At 72.7% G+C, this 16144-nt stretch carries 17 protein-coding genes; 9 read left to right on the top strand and 8 right to left on the bottom strand.

All coding sequences use genetic code 11. The annotated features are described in order from the left end of the window. Nucleotides 1-49: 49 nt before the first annotated feature. The gene (locus tag ACIQU6_RS35325; protein WP_403485809.1) at nucleotides 50-295 is read right to left on the bottom strand and encodes a hypothetical protein; all 246 of its coding nucleotides are present in this window, start codon (nucleotides 293-295) and stop codon (nucleotides 50-52) included. A gap of 187 nt (nucleotides 296-482) precedes the next feature. Between ACIQU6_RS35325 and ACIQU6_RS35320 the strand changes: the two genes are divergently transcribed. The 3 genes from ACIQU6_RS35320 (at nucleotide 483) to moaA (ending at nucleotide 3703) form a co-directional block, all read left to right on the top strand. Beyond that, entirely contained in the window at nucleotides 483-914 is a 432-nt protein-coding gene (locus ACIQU6_RS35320) for a DUF485 domain-containing protein (protein WP_403485808.1), read from the top strand. Continuing rightward, nucleotides 911-2533 (top strand): cation acetate symporter, encoded by a 1623-nt coding sequence (locus ACIQU6_RS35315; RefSeq protein WP_403485807.1) that lies wholly within the window; start codon nucleotides 911-913, stop codon nucleotides 2531-2533. Before ACIQU6_RS35320 ends, ACIQU6_RS35315 begins: the two co-directional genes overlap by 4 nt. Before the next feature lie 180 nt (nucleotides 2534-2713). Then, nucleotides 2714-3703 (top strand): GTP 3',8-cyclase MoaA, encoded by a 990-nt coding sequence (gene moaA / locus ACIQU6_RS35310; RefSeq protein WP_403485806.1) that lies wholly within the window; start codon nucleotides 2714-2716, stop codon nucleotides 3701-3703. Here moaA and ACIQU6_RS35305 read toward each other — a convergent pair. The 5 genes from ACIQU6_RS35305 to ACIQU6_RS35285 all read right to left on the bottom strand — a co-directional run bounded on the left by ACIQU6_RS35305 (nucleotide 3686) and on the right by ACIQU6_RS35285 (nucleotide 9205). Then, complete coding sequence (locus ACIQU6_RS35305) at nucleotides 3686-3928, bottom strand: hypothetical protein (RefSeq protein ID WP_403485805.1); 243 nt, start codon at nucleotides 3926-3928, stop codon at nucleotides 3686-3688. The genes moaA and ACIQU6_RS35305 overlap by 18 nt on opposite strands. A gap of 230 nt (nucleotides 3929-4158) precedes the next feature. Beyond that, nucleotides 4159-4521, bottom strand: coding sequence for a DUF3099 domain-containing protein (locus tag ACIQU6_RS35300; RefSeq protein ID WP_403485804.1), 363 nt, complete (start codon nucleotides 4519-4521; stop codon nucleotides 4159-4161). Nucleotides 4522-4693: 172 nt separating this feature from the next. After that, nucleotides 4694-6097 (bottom strand): tyrosine--tRNA ligase, encoded by a 1404-nt coding sequence (gene tyrS, locus ACIQU6_RS35295; protein ID WP_403485803.1) that lies wholly within the window; start codon nucleotides 6095-6097, stop codon nucleotides 4694-4696. Between the two features lie 148 nt (nucleotides 6098-6245). Next, a complete protein-coding gene (locus ACIQU6_RS35290; RefSeq protein WP_403485802.1) occupies nucleotides 6246-7679 on the bottom strand; it encodes a metallopeptidase TldD-related protein in 1434 nt (477 codons plus the stop codon). Then, the gene (locus tag ACIQU6_RS35285) at nucleotides 7676-9205 is read right to left on the bottom strand and encodes a TldD/PmbA family protein (RefSeq protein WP_403485801.1); all 1530 of its coding nucleotides are present in this window, start codon (nucleotides 9203-9205) and stop codon (nucleotides 7676-7678) included. The genes ACIQU6_RS35290 and ACIQU6_RS35285 overlap by 4 nt, the downstream gene beginning before the upstream one ends. 162 nt (nucleotides 9206-9367) lie before the next feature. Here ACIQU6_RS35285 and fabG point away from each other — a divergent pair, with 162 nt between their 5' ends. Both fabG and fabI read left to right on the top strand, forming a co-directional pair. Then, nucleotides 9368-10072, top strand: coding sequence for a 3-oxoacyl-[acyl-carrier-protein] reductase (gene fabG / locus ACIQU6_RS35280; protein ID WP_274916411.1), 705 nt, complete (start codon nucleotides 9368-9370; stop codon nucleotides 10070-10072). A 5-nt stretch (nucleotides 10073-10077) separates the two neighbouring features. Continuing rightward, nucleotides 10078-10857: an enoyl-ACP reductase FabI gene (gene fabI / locus ACIQU6_RS35275; protein WP_403485800.1), complete on the top strand. Its 780-nt coding sequence runs from the start codon at nucleotides 10078-10080 to the stop codon at nucleotides 10855-10857. A 350-nt stretch (nucleotides 10858-11207) separates the two neighbouring features. On the opposite strand, the gene ACIQU6_RS35270 is transcribed toward fabI, so the two are convergent. Further along, the gene (locus ACIQU6_RS35270) at nucleotides 11208-11909 is read right to left on the bottom strand and encodes a FadR/GntR family transcriptional regulator (RefSeq protein WP_403485799.1); all 702 of its coding nucleotides are present in this window, start codon (nucleotides 11907-11909) and stop codon (nucleotides 11208-11210) included. 151 nt (nucleotides 11910-12060) lie between these two features. Here ACIQU6_RS35270 and ACIQU6_RS35265 point away from each other — a divergent pair, with 151 nt between their 5' ends. The 4 genes from ACIQU6_RS35265 to ACIQU6_RS35250 all read left to right on the top strand — a co-directional run bounded on the left by ACIQU6_RS35265 (nucleotide 12061) and on the right by ACIQU6_RS35250 (nucleotide 14658). Further along, a complete protein-coding gene (locus ACIQU6_RS35265; RefSeq protein WP_403485798.1) occupies nucleotides 12061-13377 on the top strand; it encodes a CynX/NimT family MFS transporter in 1317 nt (438 codons plus the stop codon). 122 nt (nucleotides 13378-13499) lie between these two features. Further along, nucleotides 13500-13616, top strand: a complete 117-nt coding sequence (locus ACIQU6_RS35260) for an SGM_5486 family transporter-associated protein (RefSeq protein ID WP_403485797.1) — start codon at nucleotides 13500-13502, stop codon at nucleotides 13614-13616. 193 nt (nucleotides 13617-13809) lie between these two features. Further along, the gene (locus ACIQU6_RS35255) at nucleotides 13810-14028 is read left to right on the top strand and encodes a hypothetical protein (protein WP_403485796.1); all 219 of its coding nucleotides are present in this window, start codon (nucleotides 13810-13812) and stop codon (nucleotides 14026-14028) included. A 111-nt stretch (nucleotides 14029-14139) separates the two neighbouring features. Then, nucleotides 14140-14658 carry a SixA phosphatase family protein gene (locus tag ACIQU6_RS35250; RefSeq protein WP_403485795.1) on the top strand — a complete coding sequence of 173 codons (519 nt, stop codon included), beginning with the start codon at nucleotides 14140-14142 and terminating at the stop codon, nucleotides 14656-14658. A gap of 180 nt (nucleotides 14659-14838) precedes the next feature. Here ACIQU6_RS35250 and serB read toward each other — a convergent pair whose 3' ends face one another. Beyond that, entirely contained in the window at nucleotides 14839-16086 is a 1248-nt protein-coding gene (gene serB / locus ACIQU6_RS35245) for a phosphoserine phosphatase SerB (RefSeq protein ID WP_403485794.1), read from the bottom strand. Nucleotides 16087-16144: the final 58 nt, after the last annotated feature.

Raw genomic sequence — 16144 nt, 5'->3', positions numbered from 1 at the left:
GCGCGGCAATGGGACGCGGAAGAAACCCGCAGAAGCGGCGAATTGACGTCTAGTCAGTTGCCGGCGGCCGAGGCAGGGAGCGGGGGCGGGGGCCGTCGGCCGCGCCGTTGCGGGCGCGCAGCGTGCCCATGCTCAGCGGCGGCAACGGGATCCGCGGGCCGTACCAGCGCCGGGCGTCCGCCCCCGGGCGCGGCCGCGAGGGGCTGGCGGCGATCGGCGCGACCAGCCGGACGCTGCCGTACGGGCGCCGGTGGGGGGCGTACGGCGGCGGGTCCTGCGGCGGCGGGGGCGTCATGACCGGCCCAACGAAGCGCCGCCGGCGCGGTGGCGGCCGGTGCGCCCATTCCCCCGATTTCTTCGGGAATTCAACCATCCACCGTCTGTCGCGCCACGCCCGCCGGCTCTACGATGCGTGATCTACATCACTTATTCGGGCCTTATTGTCGGCCCCGTACCAGCTCATCGAGCGTCAGGAGACTTGAGTGATCACCGCACCCCACGCCGACCGGGGGCCGCACGACCCGCCCGACTACCCACAGGTGCAGTCGAGCCCGGAGTTCGCCGAACTCCGCCGCGCACACCGCTCGTTCGCCTTTCCGGTCACCGCCGCCTTCGTCCTCTGGTACCTCGCCTACGTGCTGCTGTCGAGCTACGCCGGCGGCTTCATGGCCACCAAGGTCGCGGGCCACCTCAACGTCGCCCTGGTGCTCGGCCTCGCCCAGTTCGCCACCACCTTCCTGATCGCCTGGTGGTACTCCCGGCACGCCGCCGCCCACCTGGACCCCCGGGCCGCGGCCCTCAAGGCCCGACTGGAAGGCCCCACCACGCCCGCCGCCGCCCCGCAGGACGCCGCTCCGGGCGCCGCCCCGGAGGACGGCCCCGGTCCGACCGGCGTACAGGAGGCCGGCGCATGACCCTCACCTCCCACCTGGCCGCCGGCGGCGCCGGCGAGCACCGCACCCTGATCGTCACCCTCTTCGCGGTCTTCGTCGCCGCCACCCTCGGCATCACCGTCTGGGCCGGCCGACAGACCAAGGGGGCCGAGGACTTCTACGCCGGCGGGCGGCAGTTCAGCGGCTTCCAGAACGGCCTGGCCATCTCGGGCGACTACATGTCCGCGGCGTCCTTCCTGGGCATCGCCGGCGCCATCGCCCTCTTCGGCTACGACGGCTTCCTGTACTCCATCGGCTTCCTCGTCGCCTGGCTCGTGGCGCTCCTCCTGGTCGCCGAACCGCTGCGCAACTCCGGCCGCTTCACCATGGGCGACGTGCTCGCCTACCGGATGCGCCAGCGCCCGGTGCGGACCGCCGCCGGCACCTCCACCATCGTCGTCTCGATCTTCTACCTGCTGGCCCAAATGGCCGGCGCCGGCGCCCTGGTGACCCTGCTCCTGGGCATCACCAGCGAGGCCGGCAAGATCCTCGTCGTCGTCCTGGTCGGCATCGTGATGATCCTCTACGTCACCATCGGCGGCATGAAGGGCACCACCTGGGTCCAGATGGTCAAGGCCGTCCTGCTGATCGCGGGCACCCTGCTGATCACCTTCCTGGTGGCCTGGAAGTTCCACTTCAACCCCTCCGCGCTGCTCGGCGCCGCCGCCGAGAACAGCGGCAAGGGCGCCGCCTTCCTGGAGCCCGGCCTGAAGTACGGGGCCACCGCCACCTCGAAGATCGACTTCATCTCCCTCGGTCTCGCCCTCGTCCTGGGCACCGCGGGCCTGCCACACATCCTCATCCGCTTCTACACCGTGCCCACCGCCAAGGCCGCCCGGACGTCGGTGAATTGGGCGATCGCCATCATCGGCGTCTTCTACCTGATGACGCTGGCGCTCGGCTTCGGCGCCGCGGCCCTGATCAAGCCCGGTACCCTCACCGCCTCCAACAAGGCGGGCAACACCGCGGCCCCGCTGCTCGCCCAGGAGATCGGCGGCGGCGCGGGCTCCACCGGCGGCGCCGTGCTGCTCGCCGTGATCTCCGCGGTCGCCTTCGCCACCATCCTCGCGGTGGTCGCCGGCCTCACCCTCGCCTCGTCCTCCTCCTTCGCCCACGACCTCTACGTCAACGTCCTGCGCAAGGGGGCCGCCACCGAGAAGGAGGAGGTCCGCGCGGCCCGTTGGGCCACCGTCGGCATCGGCGGGGTCGCCATCGTCCTCGGCGTCTTCGCCCGCAGCCTGAACGTCGCCGGCCTGGTGGCGCTCGCCTTCGCCGTCGCCGCCTCCGCCAACCTCCCCACCCTCCTCTACAGCCTCTTCTGGAAGCGCTTCACCACCCAGGGCGCCCTGTGGTCCGTCTACGGCGGCCTGCTCTCCTCCGTCCTCCTCGTACTGTTCTCGCCGGTCGTCTCCGGCAAGGAGACCTCGATGTTCCCCGGCACCGACTTCGCGTTCTTCCCCCTGGAGAACCCGGGCCTGATCTCCATCCCGCTCGGCTTCCTCCTGGGCTGGCTCGGCTCCCTGCTCTCCAAGGAGGCACCGGACGCCGCCAAGTACGCCGAACTGGAGGTCCGTTCCCTGACCGGCAGCGGCGCCCATTGAGCCACCCCCAGGCCGCCTGAGTCGTCTCTACAGTCCCCGGGCGGGGTGCCGTCGTAGTTCTCTACGACCGCACCCCGCCCACCTCGTGCTTCTCACGCCTCCTCACTGTCGGACCCATCGCGTAGGCTCGAAGACGCAAGCGATCGACGCACCGATCCACACTCTCGGGGAGGGGGCCCAGTGCTCATCGACACGTACGGCCGCGTGGCCACCGACCTGCGGGTTTCGCTCACGGACCGGTGCAATCTGCGCTGCACCTACTGCATGCCCGAAGAGGGCCTTGCCTGGCTGGCCAAGCCCGATCTGCTGACCGACGACGAGATCGTCCGCCTGATCGAGATCGCCGTCCGCGACCTCGGCATCACCGAGGTCCGCTTCACCGGCGGCGAGCCGCTGCTCCGCCCCGGCCTGGTCGGCATCGTCGAGCGCGCCGCCGCGCTCACCCCCCGCCCCCAGCTCTCGCTGACCACCAACGGCATCGGCCTGGCCCGCACCGCCCCCGCCCTGCGCGCCGCCGGCCTGGACCGCGTCAACGTCTCCCTCGACACCCTCCGGCCCGACGTCTTCACGGCCCTCACCCGCCGCAAGCGGCACGCCGACGTCCTCACGGGCCTGGAAGCCGCCCGCGCCGCCGGCCTCACCCCCGTCAAGGTCAACACCGTCCTGATGCCCGGCCTCAACGACGACGAGGCCCCCGACCTCCTGGCCTGGGCCATCGAGGAGGGCTACGAGCTGCGCTTCATCGAGCAGATGCCGCTCGACGCCCAGCACGGCTGGAAGCGCGACGGCATGATCACCGCCGGCGACATCCTCGCCTCGCTGCGCACCCGCTTCACCCTCACCGCCGAGGGCCAGGACGAGCGCGGCTCCGCCCCCGCCGAGCGCTGGGTCGTCGACGGCGGCCCGCACCGCGTCGGCGTCATCGCCTCGGTGACCCGCCCGTTCTGCCGCGCCTGCGACCGCACCCGGCTCACCGCCGACGGCCAGATCCGCACCTGCCTGTTCGCCACCGAGGAGACGGACCTGCGGGCCGCGCTGCGCTCCGGTGTTCCCGACGCCGAGATAGCCCGGATCTGGAAGCTGGCCATGTGGGGCAAGAAGGCCGGCTCCGGCCTCGACGACCCCACCTTCCTTCAGCCCGAACGCCCCATGTCAGCCATCGGAGGCTGACCGCCCCCGCTCCCAATCCGCCAGCGCCACCACGTCCTTGAGGAATCCGCGCACGGCGAGGAACTGCGACAGATGCTCCCGGTGCGCGTCGCACGCCAACCACGTCTTGCGCCGGTCCGGCGTGTGCAGCTTGGGGTTGTTCCAGGCCACCACCCACACCGCGTCGGCGCGGCAGCCCTTGGCCGAACAGATGGTGACATTCTCGGAAGCGTTCGGGGAGTTCACGCCTCAACCCTACGTCCCGACCCACGCCGTCCTCACGCGCCGGCGGCTGGTGCAGACATGACGACGCCGGGCAGCCACGGGGGGAGCCGCCCGGCGTCGATCGGTCGCTCCGACGGGGGATGCGGAGCGCGTACGCAGTATGTCACGGGGGATGGCGCCCGGTGCACCGGAACCGCGTGATTGATCTGAGCTTTTCTTGAGCTTTGCGGAGCGACCGCCCGCTGCAAAGCTCAGTCGCGCTCGCCGCGCGAGCGCGTCGACTCTTCCGCCGGCCGTTCCGCAACGGATTCCGCGTCGCCCGAATCCAGCATCTTCCGCACGGGTTTGACGAACGTGGAGGGCAGCGAAGGGACGTTCTCCCGGCCGGCGTTGGCGATGACGACGGCGACGTACGGCAGCCCCAGGCCGATCACCAACGTTGCGATGGCAATCGGACGCTCGACGTTCCACAGCACGGCGGTGAGCACCACCGCCACGGTCCGCACCGCCATCGAGATCACATACCGCCGCTGACGGCCCCGCACGTCCTCGGTGAGCCCCTGCCGGGCCCCCGTGATCCGGAAGGTTTCGACGCCGCCGCTCTGCTTCCGCATCACGTTCCACCACCTGCTCGGTCCTGCCGGATTCTCCCCGCATCCCGGTCAGTTCCCACGGTACGCCGGCCCTTTGCGCCCTACGAGGCCGGGTCGTGCCGATGGCGTACGGGGTGTCCGACAGATGCGGTAGGTCGGACACCCCGCGCCGGCGGCCGTGCGCGGCCGGTGACTAACGGCCGGTGATCTGGGCCAGTTTGCGGCCGGCCTTGAGGTACGCGACGCCCGCCGGGTCGGCCACCTTCTCCGCCAGCACCTCGGCCAGCGGCCGCACCGCGTCGGCCTCCGCCAGCACCACCGTCGACTGGCCGTCCGCGCCCTCGACCACCAGCCGCAGCGCGTTCTGCTTCGCCAGCCGCCGCGCCGCCGAGGCGCTCGGCGTGAACTCCAGCACCGTCGTCAACACCGCCGCGACGGTCTGCGCCCCGTGCTCACCGGCGTCCACCGACGGCAGCGACTCCACGTCCGCGAACGACTTCCTGGAGAACTGCGCCACGAAGCCGGCCCGGGCGGTCATCGCCGCGTCCAGCCCATACAGCGCCGTCACGACCTCGCCCGCCAGGATCTTCTTGAGGTCCATCGGGTGCACCGACCGCTCGGCGACCCGGCCCAGCACGAGCGCGATCTCGTCGTCGGTCCACTCGGTCCACGCCTTGAGGTACGGCTCCATCAGCCGGTCCGGCACCGACATGATCTTGCCGAAGACGTCGTCGGCGGGCGCGCTCAGCCCGACGTAATTCCCCTTGGACTTGGACATCTTGGCGCCGGTGCCGTCCGTGCCCTCGATCAGCGGCATGGTCACCACCAGCTGCGGCCGCTGCCCGCGCAGCTCCATCAGCTTGCGGCCCATCTGGAGGTTGAGGAGCTGGTCGGAGCCGCCCAGCTCCACGTCGCAGGCGAGCGCCACCGAGTCCAGGCCCTGCGCGACCGGGTAGAGCAGCTCGGTCATGGTCAGCCCGGAGCCGGCCGCGAGCCGGTTGCGGAAGTCCTCGCGCTGGAGCAACTGCGCGGCCGGCACCTGCGCGAGCAGCCCCAGCAGCTCCGGGAAGGTGTACGGCGCCAGCCACTCGCTGTTCTGCCGGAAGCTGACCTTCTCGAAGTCGAAGAACGGGCGGACCTGCTGGCGGTAGGTGGCGAGGTTGTGCGCGATGTCCTCGTCGGTCAGCGGCGGCCGCTCGGCCGTCCGGCCCGACGGGTCGCCGATCTTGGCCGTGAAGTCGCCGATGATCAGGGTGACGTCGTGGCCCAGCCGCTGGAAACGGCTGAGGATGATCAACGGCACCGCGTGCCCGAGGTGCACATCGGTGGCCGTCGGGTCGATGCCCAGCTTGACGTGCAGCCCCTTGCCGGCCGCCCGGCGCTCCTCGATCCGCTCGGCCAGCTTCGCGACGCCCGGCAGCACCTCGACCGTGCGGGAGGCGATCAGCTCGGCCTGCTCCTTCGGCGACAGGTCCGTCAGGTCCAGATAGCGCCGCTCACCGGTCTCCTGGAGCAGCTCCCGGACGGTGTCGTCCGAGGAGAGGTCGGTGGAGAGCAGTGTGCTGGCGCGGGCGACGGATTCGCCGAGGCGTGTCATGGCGTCCCTGATCAATCGTGGTTCCCAAACGGGAGGACAGGGCGACAGTCTATTAGGCCGGTCCCGGGAGGTCGTCGGGATATCCGCCGGCCCGGCCGCCCGGGCCGCCGCCCCGCCCCCTGCCGCCAGGGCCGGTGCGGCGGCCCGCTCACACGCCCCGGCTGACCGAGCTCATGTTGAAGTCCGGCACCCGCAGCGGCGGCATCGCGGTCCGCGGGAAGGAGTCCCCCCACTCCCGCGACAGCGTCCGCTCGGTCCGGCCCGCCGCCACCGCCCGGCCCAGCAGGTCCACCGGCGACTCGTTGAACCGGAAGTTGTTGACCGCGCCGACCACCTCGCCGCCCTCGACCAGATAGACCCCGTCCCGGGTCAGCCCGGTCAGCAGCAGCGTCGCCGGATCGACCTCGCGGATGTACCACAGGCAGGTCAGCAGCAGCGTCGGCCCGTCATGGCCGGCGGCGGCCACCATCGCGTCGAGGGAGTCCGAACTCCCGCCCTCCAGAAGGAGGTTGTCGACCGCCGGCGCCACCGGCAGGCCGGTGAGCGCGGCGCCGTGCCGGGTGGCCACCAGGCGCTCCAGCACGCCTTCGCGCACCCAGTCGGTGGCGGTCAGCGGCAGCCCGTTGTCGAAGACCGAGGCGTCCGTGCCGGAGGCGTGGGCCAGCACGAACGGCGCGCACTCCAGCCCGGGGGCCGCGGGGTCGCTGCGCAGTGTCAGCGGCAGGTCGCTGAGCCGCTCGCCGACCCGGGTCCGCGCCGCGCCCGCCGGCCCGCCCGCCCTGGAGAAGACCGTGCGGCCCTCGGCGGCGTCCCGGGCGGTGGCCGACCACTGCTGGTAGATCAGCAGGTCCGCGACGGCGGCGGGCGGCAGCAGGGTGTCGTAGCGGCCGGCCGGCAGGTCGATCCGGCGCTCCGCCCAGCCCAGCCGGCGGGCCAGCTCGGCGTCCAGGTGGCGCGGGTCGGTGTCGCTGAAGTCCCGGGTGGACCGGCCGGCCCAGGCCGAGCGGGTGCCGTCCGCGGACCGGGCGTTGAGCTCCAGCGTCCCGGTGGGCTGGTCGTGCCGCAGCCGCAGCCCGGTGGAGGTGCCCAAGTACGTGGAGACGACGGCGTGTTGGGCGAAGCCGTACAGGGCGCGGCCGCCCGCCCGGGCCTGTCGGAAGGACTCCCCGAGGGCCGGGGCGAACGCGCCGAAGATGTCCGGGGAGGTCTCGGCGGGGGCGTCGGTGAAGCCCGCGTCGGCGCCCGCCGGGCCCTCGGTGACCAGTGGCCCCGCGTCCTCGGCCGGACCGGCGTCCGCGGCCGCCGCCTCCGCCGCCCGCACCAGCGGCTCCAGTTCCCCCGCGGTCACCGCCGACCGCGAGACCACCCCGGACGCGGTCCCCCGGGCGCCGTCCACCGTCGCCACCACCGTGACCGTCCGGCCGCGGGTGGTGCCGTTGGTGGTGAGCGCACTGCCCGCCCAGCGCAGATGGGCGTCGGAGCGCTCCTCGACGAGGACCACGAGGCCGTCGGCGCGGGACAGCGCCAGGGCCCGTTCGACGATCTCGTGCGGCCGGTTGCCGCGCCTGGCCCGCTGACTCATCGCCCTGCCTCCTGCGTGGTGTTGAGGACCTGCACGCCTTCGAAGACCGCCGCCGGGCAGCCGTGCGAGACCGCCGCGATCTGGCCCGGCTGGGCCTTGCCGCAGTTGAAGGCGCCGCCCAGGACGTAGGTCTCCGGGCCGCCGAGCGCGGTCAACGACCCCCAGAAGTCGGTGGTGGTGGCCTGATAGGCGACGTCGCGCAGTTGACCGGCCAGCCGCCCGTTGCGGATCAGGAACGCCCGCTGCTGGGTGAACTGGAAGTTGTAGCGCTGCATGTCGATGGACCACGAGCGGTCGCCGACGAGGTAGATGCCGCGCTCCACCCCGGAGATCAGCCCCTCCGTCGACGGGCCGTCCGGCGCCGGCCGGAGCGAGACGTTGGCCATCCGCTGGACCGGCACATGGCTGGGGGAGTCCGCGAACGCACAGCCGTTGGAGCGCGCGAGACCGGCCAACCTCGCTGTCCTGCGGTCGAGTTGGTAGCCGGTCAGGATCCCGTCCGTGACCAGGTCCCAGGACTGGGCGGCCACCCCCTCGTCGTCGTAGCCGACGGTGGCTAGGCCGTGCTCCGTGGTCCGGTCGCCGGTCACGTTCATCAGCGGCGAGCCGTAGACCAGCGCGCCGAGCCGGTCGAAGGTGGCGAACGAGGTGCCGGCGTAGGCCGCCTCGTAGCCCAGCGCGCGGTCCAACTCGGTGGCGTGCCCGACCGACTCGTGGATCGTCAGCCAGAGGTTGGACGGGTCGATGACCAGGTCGTAGGCGCCGGGCTCGACGCTCGGGGCGCGCAGCTTGCCGGCCAAGTGCTCCGGGAGCGCGGCGAGTTCGCCGTCCCAGTCGTGGCCGCCGGTCAGGTACTCCCAGCCCCGGCCGACCGGCGGCGCGAGCGTCCGCATCGACTCGAAGTCGCCGGTGGCCGGGTCCACCGCGACCGCGGTCAGCTCCGGGTGGAGCCGGATCCGCTGCTGGGTGGTGCTGGTGCCGGCGGTGTCGGCGTAGAACTTGTTCTCCTGGGCGGCCAGGAGGTGCGCGTCGACGTGCGCCACTCCGGGGGCGGCCAGCAACCGGGCGCTCCACTCGGCCAGCAGGCCGGTCTTCTCGGCGTCCGGCACGTCGAAGGGGTTGACCTCGTAGGAGGACACCCAGGTGCGGTCCCGGTGGGCGGGCTCGTCGGCCAGCTCCACCCGCTCCCCGGCGCCCGCGGCCTGCGCCACCTTCGCGGACAGCCGCGCCATCGCCACCGCCTGGCCGGCGACCCGGGCCGCGGCGTCCATGGTCAGGTCCACGCCGGAGGCGAAGCCCCAGGCGCCGTTGTGCACCACCCGCACCGCGTAGCCGAGGTCGGTGGTGTCGGCGGTGGCCGACGTGCGGGCGTCGCGCAACTGCCAGAGCGCGCTGCGGACCCGTTCCAGGCGGAAGTCGGCGTGCTCCGCGCCGAGCGCGCGGGCCCGCGCCAGGGCGGCGTCGGCCAGCGCGTGCAACGGCAGCGCGCGGAAGGTCTCGTCGAGTTCATGGGGTGCGGCGGGCACGGCGTCCTCCCGTAGTTCGGCGGGAGCATCATCCCCTGCTTCTGTGGAGACCCGACAGTGACCGGGGCGCGCCCCTGTCCGGGCTCGATTCTCCGGAAGGGGCCCCCGACCGATAGTTTCGTACCGAACGCAAGACGAACGGGACACGGAAAGGGTGATCTCTTGAGCCGCTCGGTTCTGGTCACCGGAGGCAACCGCGGCATCGGCCTGGCCATCGCCCGCGCCTTCGCCGAGGCAGGCGACAAGGTCGCCATCACCTACCGCTCGGGCGAGCCCCCGGCGGGTTTTTTGGCCGTGAAGTGCGACATCACGGACGCCGAGCAGGTCGAGCAGGCGTACAAGGAGATCGAGGAGAAGCAGGGTCCGGTCGAGGTGCTGGTGGCCAACGCCGGCATCACCCGCGACCAGTTGCTGATGCGGATGTCCGAGGAGGACTTCAGCGCCGTCCTCGACACCAACCTGACCGGCACGTTCCGGGTGGTGAAGCGCGCCAACCGCGCGATGCTGCGGGCCCGCAAGGGGCGGATCGTCCTGATCTCGTCGGTGGTCGGCCTGATGGGCGCGGCGGGGCAGGCCAACTACGCCGCCTCCAAGGCCGCGCTGGTCGGCTTCTCCCGCTCGCTCGCGCGTGAGCTGGGCAGCCGCAACATCACGGTCAACGTCGTCGCGCCCGGTTTCGTCGACACCGACATGACCCGGGTGCTCAGCGACGAGCAGCGGGAGAGCATCGTGAAGCAGGTGCCGCTGGCGCGTTACGCGCAGCCCGAGGAGGTCGCCGCCTCCGTCCGCTTCCTGGCCTCCGACGAGGCCGCGTACATCACCGGAGCCGTCATTCCCGTCGACGGCGGATTGGGTATGGGGCACTGAGCACGATGACGAACACCAGTGGAATCCTTGCCGGCAAGCGCATCCTGATCACGGGTGTGCTGATGGAGTCCTCGATCGCCTTCCACGCGGCCAAGGTCGCGCAGGAGCAGGGCGCCGAGGTCATCCTGACCGCCTTCCCGCGGCCGACGCTCACCGAGCGCATCGCCAAGAAGCTGCCGAAGCCGGCCAAGGTCGTCGAGCTCGACGTGACCAACCAGGAGCACCTGGACCGCCTGGAGGGCGTGGTCCGCGAGGAGCTCGGTGGCCTGGACGGCATCGTCCACTCCATCGGCTTCGCCCCGCAGGACGCGCTCGGCGGCAACTTCCTCAACACGCCCTTCGAGTCGGTCGCCACGGCCATGCACGTCTCGGCGTTCTCCCTGAAGTCGCTGACCATGGCCTGCCTGCCGCTGATGCCCGACGAGGGCGGCTCGGTGGTCGGCCTGACCTTCGACGCGCAGTTCGCCTGGCCGCAGTACGACTGGATGGGCCCGGCCAAGGCCGCCCTGGAGGCCACCAACCGCTACATGGCGCGGGACCTCGGCAAGCGGAACATCCGCTGCAACCTCATCTCGGCCGGCCCGATCGGCTCGATGGCCGCCAAGTCCATCCCGGGCTTCTCGGACCTGGCCGACGTGTGGAACACCCGCTCCCCGCTGGAGTGGGACATGGCCGACCCGGAGCCCGCGGGCCGCGGCATCGTCGCCCTGCTGTCGGACTTCTTCCCGAAGACCACCGGCGAGATCGTCCACGTCGACGGTGGCGTGCACATGATGGGCGCCTGACGCCCACCGCGACACCCGTCGCACTTCCCCAACTGCCCGTCCCGGTACGCCCGGGGCGGGCAGTTGCGCGTTGCGGGCAGCGGCGGTGCGTTCCGGCCATCTGCTGCGGGTGGGCGTTCCGGTCACCTGTCGCGGGTGCGCATGACGGCTCGGTGTCGCGGCTCTGCGTTGCGGTGACGTGGTTCCGGGTGGGCGCCGGCCCGCGTTGTCCGGACGGGTGCGTCCGCCTGCTTCGCCCGGCCGGGAGCGCCCGTGTGCGTCGTTGGCCGAGAACGTACGCCGCTCCGCCGCCTCGGGAACATCCGCCCGCCCGCGGCCCGTTGTGGCCCCGCAGGGGGCGTTCGTGTCCCCTACGGGACCCGTTCGACCGCCCCTACGGGCCCCGCCCCGGGGCGGCACCCGAAGGAGTGCGCGCCCGCCTCGGCCGCGGCCGTCTCGCCGTCGCCCGCCCGAATCGCCGCCACCAGCCGCGCGTGGTCCATCCGCGCCTCGGGCCGCAGCTCCTCGCCGACGTCGGCGCGCAGGAACTCCCGCAGCACACCGCCGAGATCGGCGTAGATCTCGGCCAGCACGTCGTTGTGGGAAGCCGCCACCACCGCCATGTGCAGGGTCGCGTCGGCCTCCACGAACGCCGCGGCGGCGCCCGACTCCCAGGCCCGCTCGCGGCGTTCCAGCAGCGCGTCGAGCTGGCGCAGGTCCTGCTCGGTGCGGCGGTGCGCGGCGAGCCGGGCGGCCTCGGTCTCCAGGGCGGAGCGCAGTTCGGCGACGTGCCGGGGGTCGGCGTCGGCGAACCTGCGGTGTATCACCCCGGCCAGCTCGCTGGTCGCGACCACGTAGGTGCCCGAGCCCTGCCGGATGTCGAGCAGGCCGTTGTGCGCCAGCGCGCGGACGGCCTCGCGGACGGTGTTGCGGGCCACCCCGAGCTGCTCGACCAGTTCCGGCTCGGTCGGGATGCGGGACCCCACGGGCCAGTCGCCGGACGTGATCTGGGCGCGCAGTTGCGCGATCACCTGGTCCGCCAGCGCGGACCGACGGGGCGAGGTCAGGGGCATGGCTGGGCTCCGGGGGGCTGAGGCCGGTCGGCCGGGCGGACGGCGGCGCGGACGCGGGCCGGCCGGCGGGGTCCGTGGTGCCGTGGAGGTGAGCCGAGGCTACCGATAATGACTGGACAACTATTCATCCCATGATTCTATGATGGCCGCTATGTCAGACGACGACCTCGCGATCCTCGGCCCGGCCGCCGGACCCACGACCTCCCCCGCCCCGCCCGCCGCGGGGCCCACCACGGGCGCCGCCCCCGAGCCCGTGCCGGAGCCGGGGCCGGCCGCCCGTTGGCTGCCGCGGATCGTGGTCGCCGGACTGGTGCTCGCGGCGCTCAACCTCCGCCCGGCCATCACCAGCCTCGGCGCGCTGCTGAAGGAGGTCCGCGAGGGGCTCGGCATGAGCGGCACGGTCGCCGGCCTCCTGACGTCCGTACCGGCGCTGTGCTTCGCCGTCTTCGGCTTCGCCGCGCCCCGGTTGGCCCGGCGGTGGGGTCCGGGCGCGGTGGTCTGCGCCGGCATGGTCGCGATCACGGTGGGCGTCGTGGTGCGCCCGTACGCCGGCGGTACGCCCGGGTTCCTGGCCGGCAGCGCGCTGGCCCTGGCCGGCATCGCGGTCAGCAACGTCCTGCTGCCGGTGGTCATCAAGACCTGGTTCCCCGACCGGGTCGGCCCGATGACCGGTGTGTACTCCATGGCGCTGTCCCTGGGGACCTCGCTCGCCGCGGCGCTCACCGTCCCCATGACGGCCGCGCTGGGCGGTAGTTGGCGCTCCGGCCTGACGGTGTGGGCGCTGCTCGCCATGCTCGCGGTGCTGCCGTGGCTGGTGGTGCTCCGGCGGCGTCCGGCCGCCGCGGCGCCCGCACCGGGAAGCGGTGCGCCGGCGGCTGCGGAAACCCCCATACGGATCACCTCGTCGCCGACCGCCTGGGCGCTGGCCGTCTTCTTCGGCCTCCAGGCGACGGCCGCCTACATCACCATGGGGTGGATGCCGCAGATCTTCCGCGACGCCGGGGTCTCGGCGGGCACCGCAGGGGTGCTGCTGGCCGTCACCATGGCGGTCGGCGTCCCGCTCTCCTTCGTCCTGCCGCGGCTGGCGTCCCGGATGCGGCACCAGGGGCCGCTGGTGGTCGTCCTCGGCGTCTGCGGACTGGCCGGGTACACGGGCCTGTGGCTGGCGCCGGCCGCCGGTGCCTGGGGCTGGGCCCTGCTGATGGGCATCTCCAACTGCGCCTTCCCGCTGGCCCTGACGATGATCGGGATGCGCTCCGCCAGCCCGGCCGGGGTGGTCAAGCTGTCCGCCTTCGCGCAGAGCGTGGGGTACCTGATCTCCCTCCCAGGGCCGCTGCTGGTCGGCACGCTCTACCAGCACAGCGGTGGTTGGGGGTTGCCGATCGCGCTGATGGTCGGGCTGATGGTGCCGCAGATCGCGGTGGGCGTGCTGGCGGGCCGCAACCGCCGCATCGAGGACGAGCGCTGAGGACCGCCGACGGGGGCGGGCGGTGGCCATCGGCCGCCGCCCGCGGCGTCGTTCCGCGCTCCGCGCACCCCGACGCGCGCCCTGGGCGGAACGGTGCCCGGGGCGGGTGCGACACTGGGCGCATGCCAGTCCTCGAACCGAATCCGCAGGGCAGCCAGAAGAAGCTGCTGCAAGTCCTGGGTCTGATGCTCGGGGTGACCGTCGTCGTCGCCATCATCGCCAGCATCGCCGCGCGATGAGGGGCGAACCGGTCCCCGGGGTGGGGTTGTCCCCCCCATCCCCTAGGGGGCCGGCGTCAGGGTTGAATGGGTGGCTTCCCGGATAGGAACGGCCGCCGGGGGTCCGTAGCGTCACAGTCACACCGCGGAACGGCGGTGGGTGCCCCGCGGCCCCGCGGGCGCACGAGCCCTCGGTGACCCTCCGGAGCCCGCCATGTCCACCGCGTTCAGCCGTCCGTCCGCAGCGCAGGCACCCCGCCTGCGGAAGGCGCTGCCGTGGTGGGGAGTGGCGCTGCCGGTGCTCTCGTTCATAGCCCTGCTGCTGCTCGTCGCCAACCCCGGTGCGGCGAGCGCGGCCGGCGCGGAGCGGGCCTCGCAGACCCTCGGACCGCTGCTGGAATTCGTCGCCAGGGTGCTGCGGCTCGGGGGCTGATCGGGGCTCCCACCGGGGTGCCGGCGGCGGTGCCCGGGGCCCATCACCCGCCCGAGCGGAGCGCCCCAACACCCCGCGCCGGGCGGCGGGTTTCATGCGAAGCTGGGACGCATGAGCGTCGATACACCCCGCCGGATTGTCCTGCTCCGACACGCCAAGGCCGAATGGTCGAACGACAGTGACCACGAGCGTCCGCTCGCCGATCGCGGCCGCAAGGACGCCCCGGTCGCCGGCCGCTGGCTGGCCGGCGCCGGAGTCGCCCCCGCACTGACTCTCTGCTCGACGGCCGCCCGCACCCGAGAGACCTGGAAGCTGGTCGTCTCCGAGCTCCCGCACCGCCCCAAGACCGTCTACGACGAGCGGCTGTACGAGGCGTCCCTCGGCGAGCTCATCGCGATCCTGAACGAGACCTCCGACGAGGTGGACGACCTGATGGTCGTCGGGCACAACCCCGGGGTGCACGCCCTCGCCGACGCCCTGGCCGGCGAGGCCGAGGGGGACCTGCTGGCCCGGATGAACCGCAGCGGCTTCCCGACGTCGGCGATGGCGGTGCTGAGCTTCAACGGCAGTTGGAAGGCGGTCGAGCACGGCATCGGCCGGCTGGTCGCGTTCTGGTCGCCGCACGCCTGAGTCCACCCCGCGCCCACGGGACGGCTCCCCACCCGGCCCCCCACCGCCCGGTGCGACGGCCGCTCCCGCACGACGAGCGGCCCACGGCGGCCCAGTTGAGCGTCGAGACGTAGCGGCCCCGAAGCGCACGACGCGCTTCGGGGCCTCTTCCGTGTCCGGGCCTCTTCCGTGCCCGGTCCCTCACTCCGCGTGGGTGTTCGCCGCCTCCACCTCTTCGCGGGTGATCCCCAGCAGGTAGAGCACGGTGTCCAGGAACGGCACGTTCACCGCGGTGTGCGCGGCCTCGCGGACCACCGGCTTGGCGTTGAAGGCGACGCCCAGCCCCGCCGTGTTGAGCATGTCCAGGTCGTTGGCGCCGTCGCCGATCGCGACGGTCTGCACCAGCGGCACCCCGGCCTCGTGCGCGAACCGCCGCAGCAGCCGCGCCTTGCCGGCCCGGTCCACGATGTCGCCGATGACCCGCCCGGTCAGCTTGCCGTCGACGATCTCCAGGGTGTTGGCGGCGGCGAAGTCCAGCCCCAGCTCCTCCTGGAGCGCGTCGGTGACCTGGGTGAAACCGCCCGAGACCACGCCGACTTGGTAGCCGAGCCGCTTCAGCGTGCGGACCAGGGTGCGCGCCCCCGGCGTCAGCCGCACCTCCTTGCGGACGAGGTCCACCACGGAGGCGTCCAGCCCGCCCAGCAGCTCGACCCGGGCGTGCAGGGACTGCTCGAAGTCCAGCTCCCCGCGCATCGCGGCGGCGGTCACCTCGGCGACCTCGGCCTCGCACCCGGCGTGCGCCGCGAAGAGCTCGATCACCTCGTCCTGGATGAGGGTGGAGTCGACGTCCATGACCACCAGCCGCTGTGCCCGCCGCTGGAGCCCGGCCGCGACCACCGCGACGTCCACCCCCAACTGCGCCGCCTCCGGCGCCAGCACGCTGCGCAGCGCCTCGGTCTCCGCGCCCGAGACCGCGAACTCGACGGCCGTCACCGGGTACTTGGCGAGTCGGAAGATACGGTCGATGTTGCCCCCGGTGGCCGTTATGGCGGAGGCGATGGCGGCCGTCGACTCCGCGGTGAGCGGGTGGCCCAGCACGGTGACGTGGGACCGGCCCAGACCGCGCGGGCGGTTGTCGCCGCGGCCGGAGATGATCTCGGCCTGGAGGTTCAGGGAGTCGGCCCAGCTGTGCACGGTGGCCCGGAGGTCGCCCTCGGAGGCGCCGCTGCCGGCCCGGTCGGGGGAGGGGGCGTTGACCAGCACGCACAGGGTGATGCGCCCTCGGGTCACCACCTGCTCGATGTCCACGACGTCGACGGAGTAGGCGGCCAGGGTGTCGAAGAGGCCCGCGGTGATGCCGGGCCGGTCCTTCCCGAAGATCTTGACGAGGAGTGTCGGTACGTCTTCGCCTGATCCGGCGGCGGCAGGCGGGGTCTGCGATGCGCTCATGGTGCCCTTACGGTATCCGGCGGCCGGCCGGGGCCGTACGGGTGTCCGGGGTTCGGAC

It is taken from the genome of Streptomyces sp. NPDC090442, assembly GCF_044769405.1.
In the GTDB taxonomy this organism is placed as follows: Bacteria; Actinomycetota; Actinomycetes; order Streptomycetales; family Streptomycetaceae; genus Streptomyces.
Note: the sequence above shows the minus strand (reverse complement) of the source record. Positions and strands in the feature narration are given on the sequence as shown.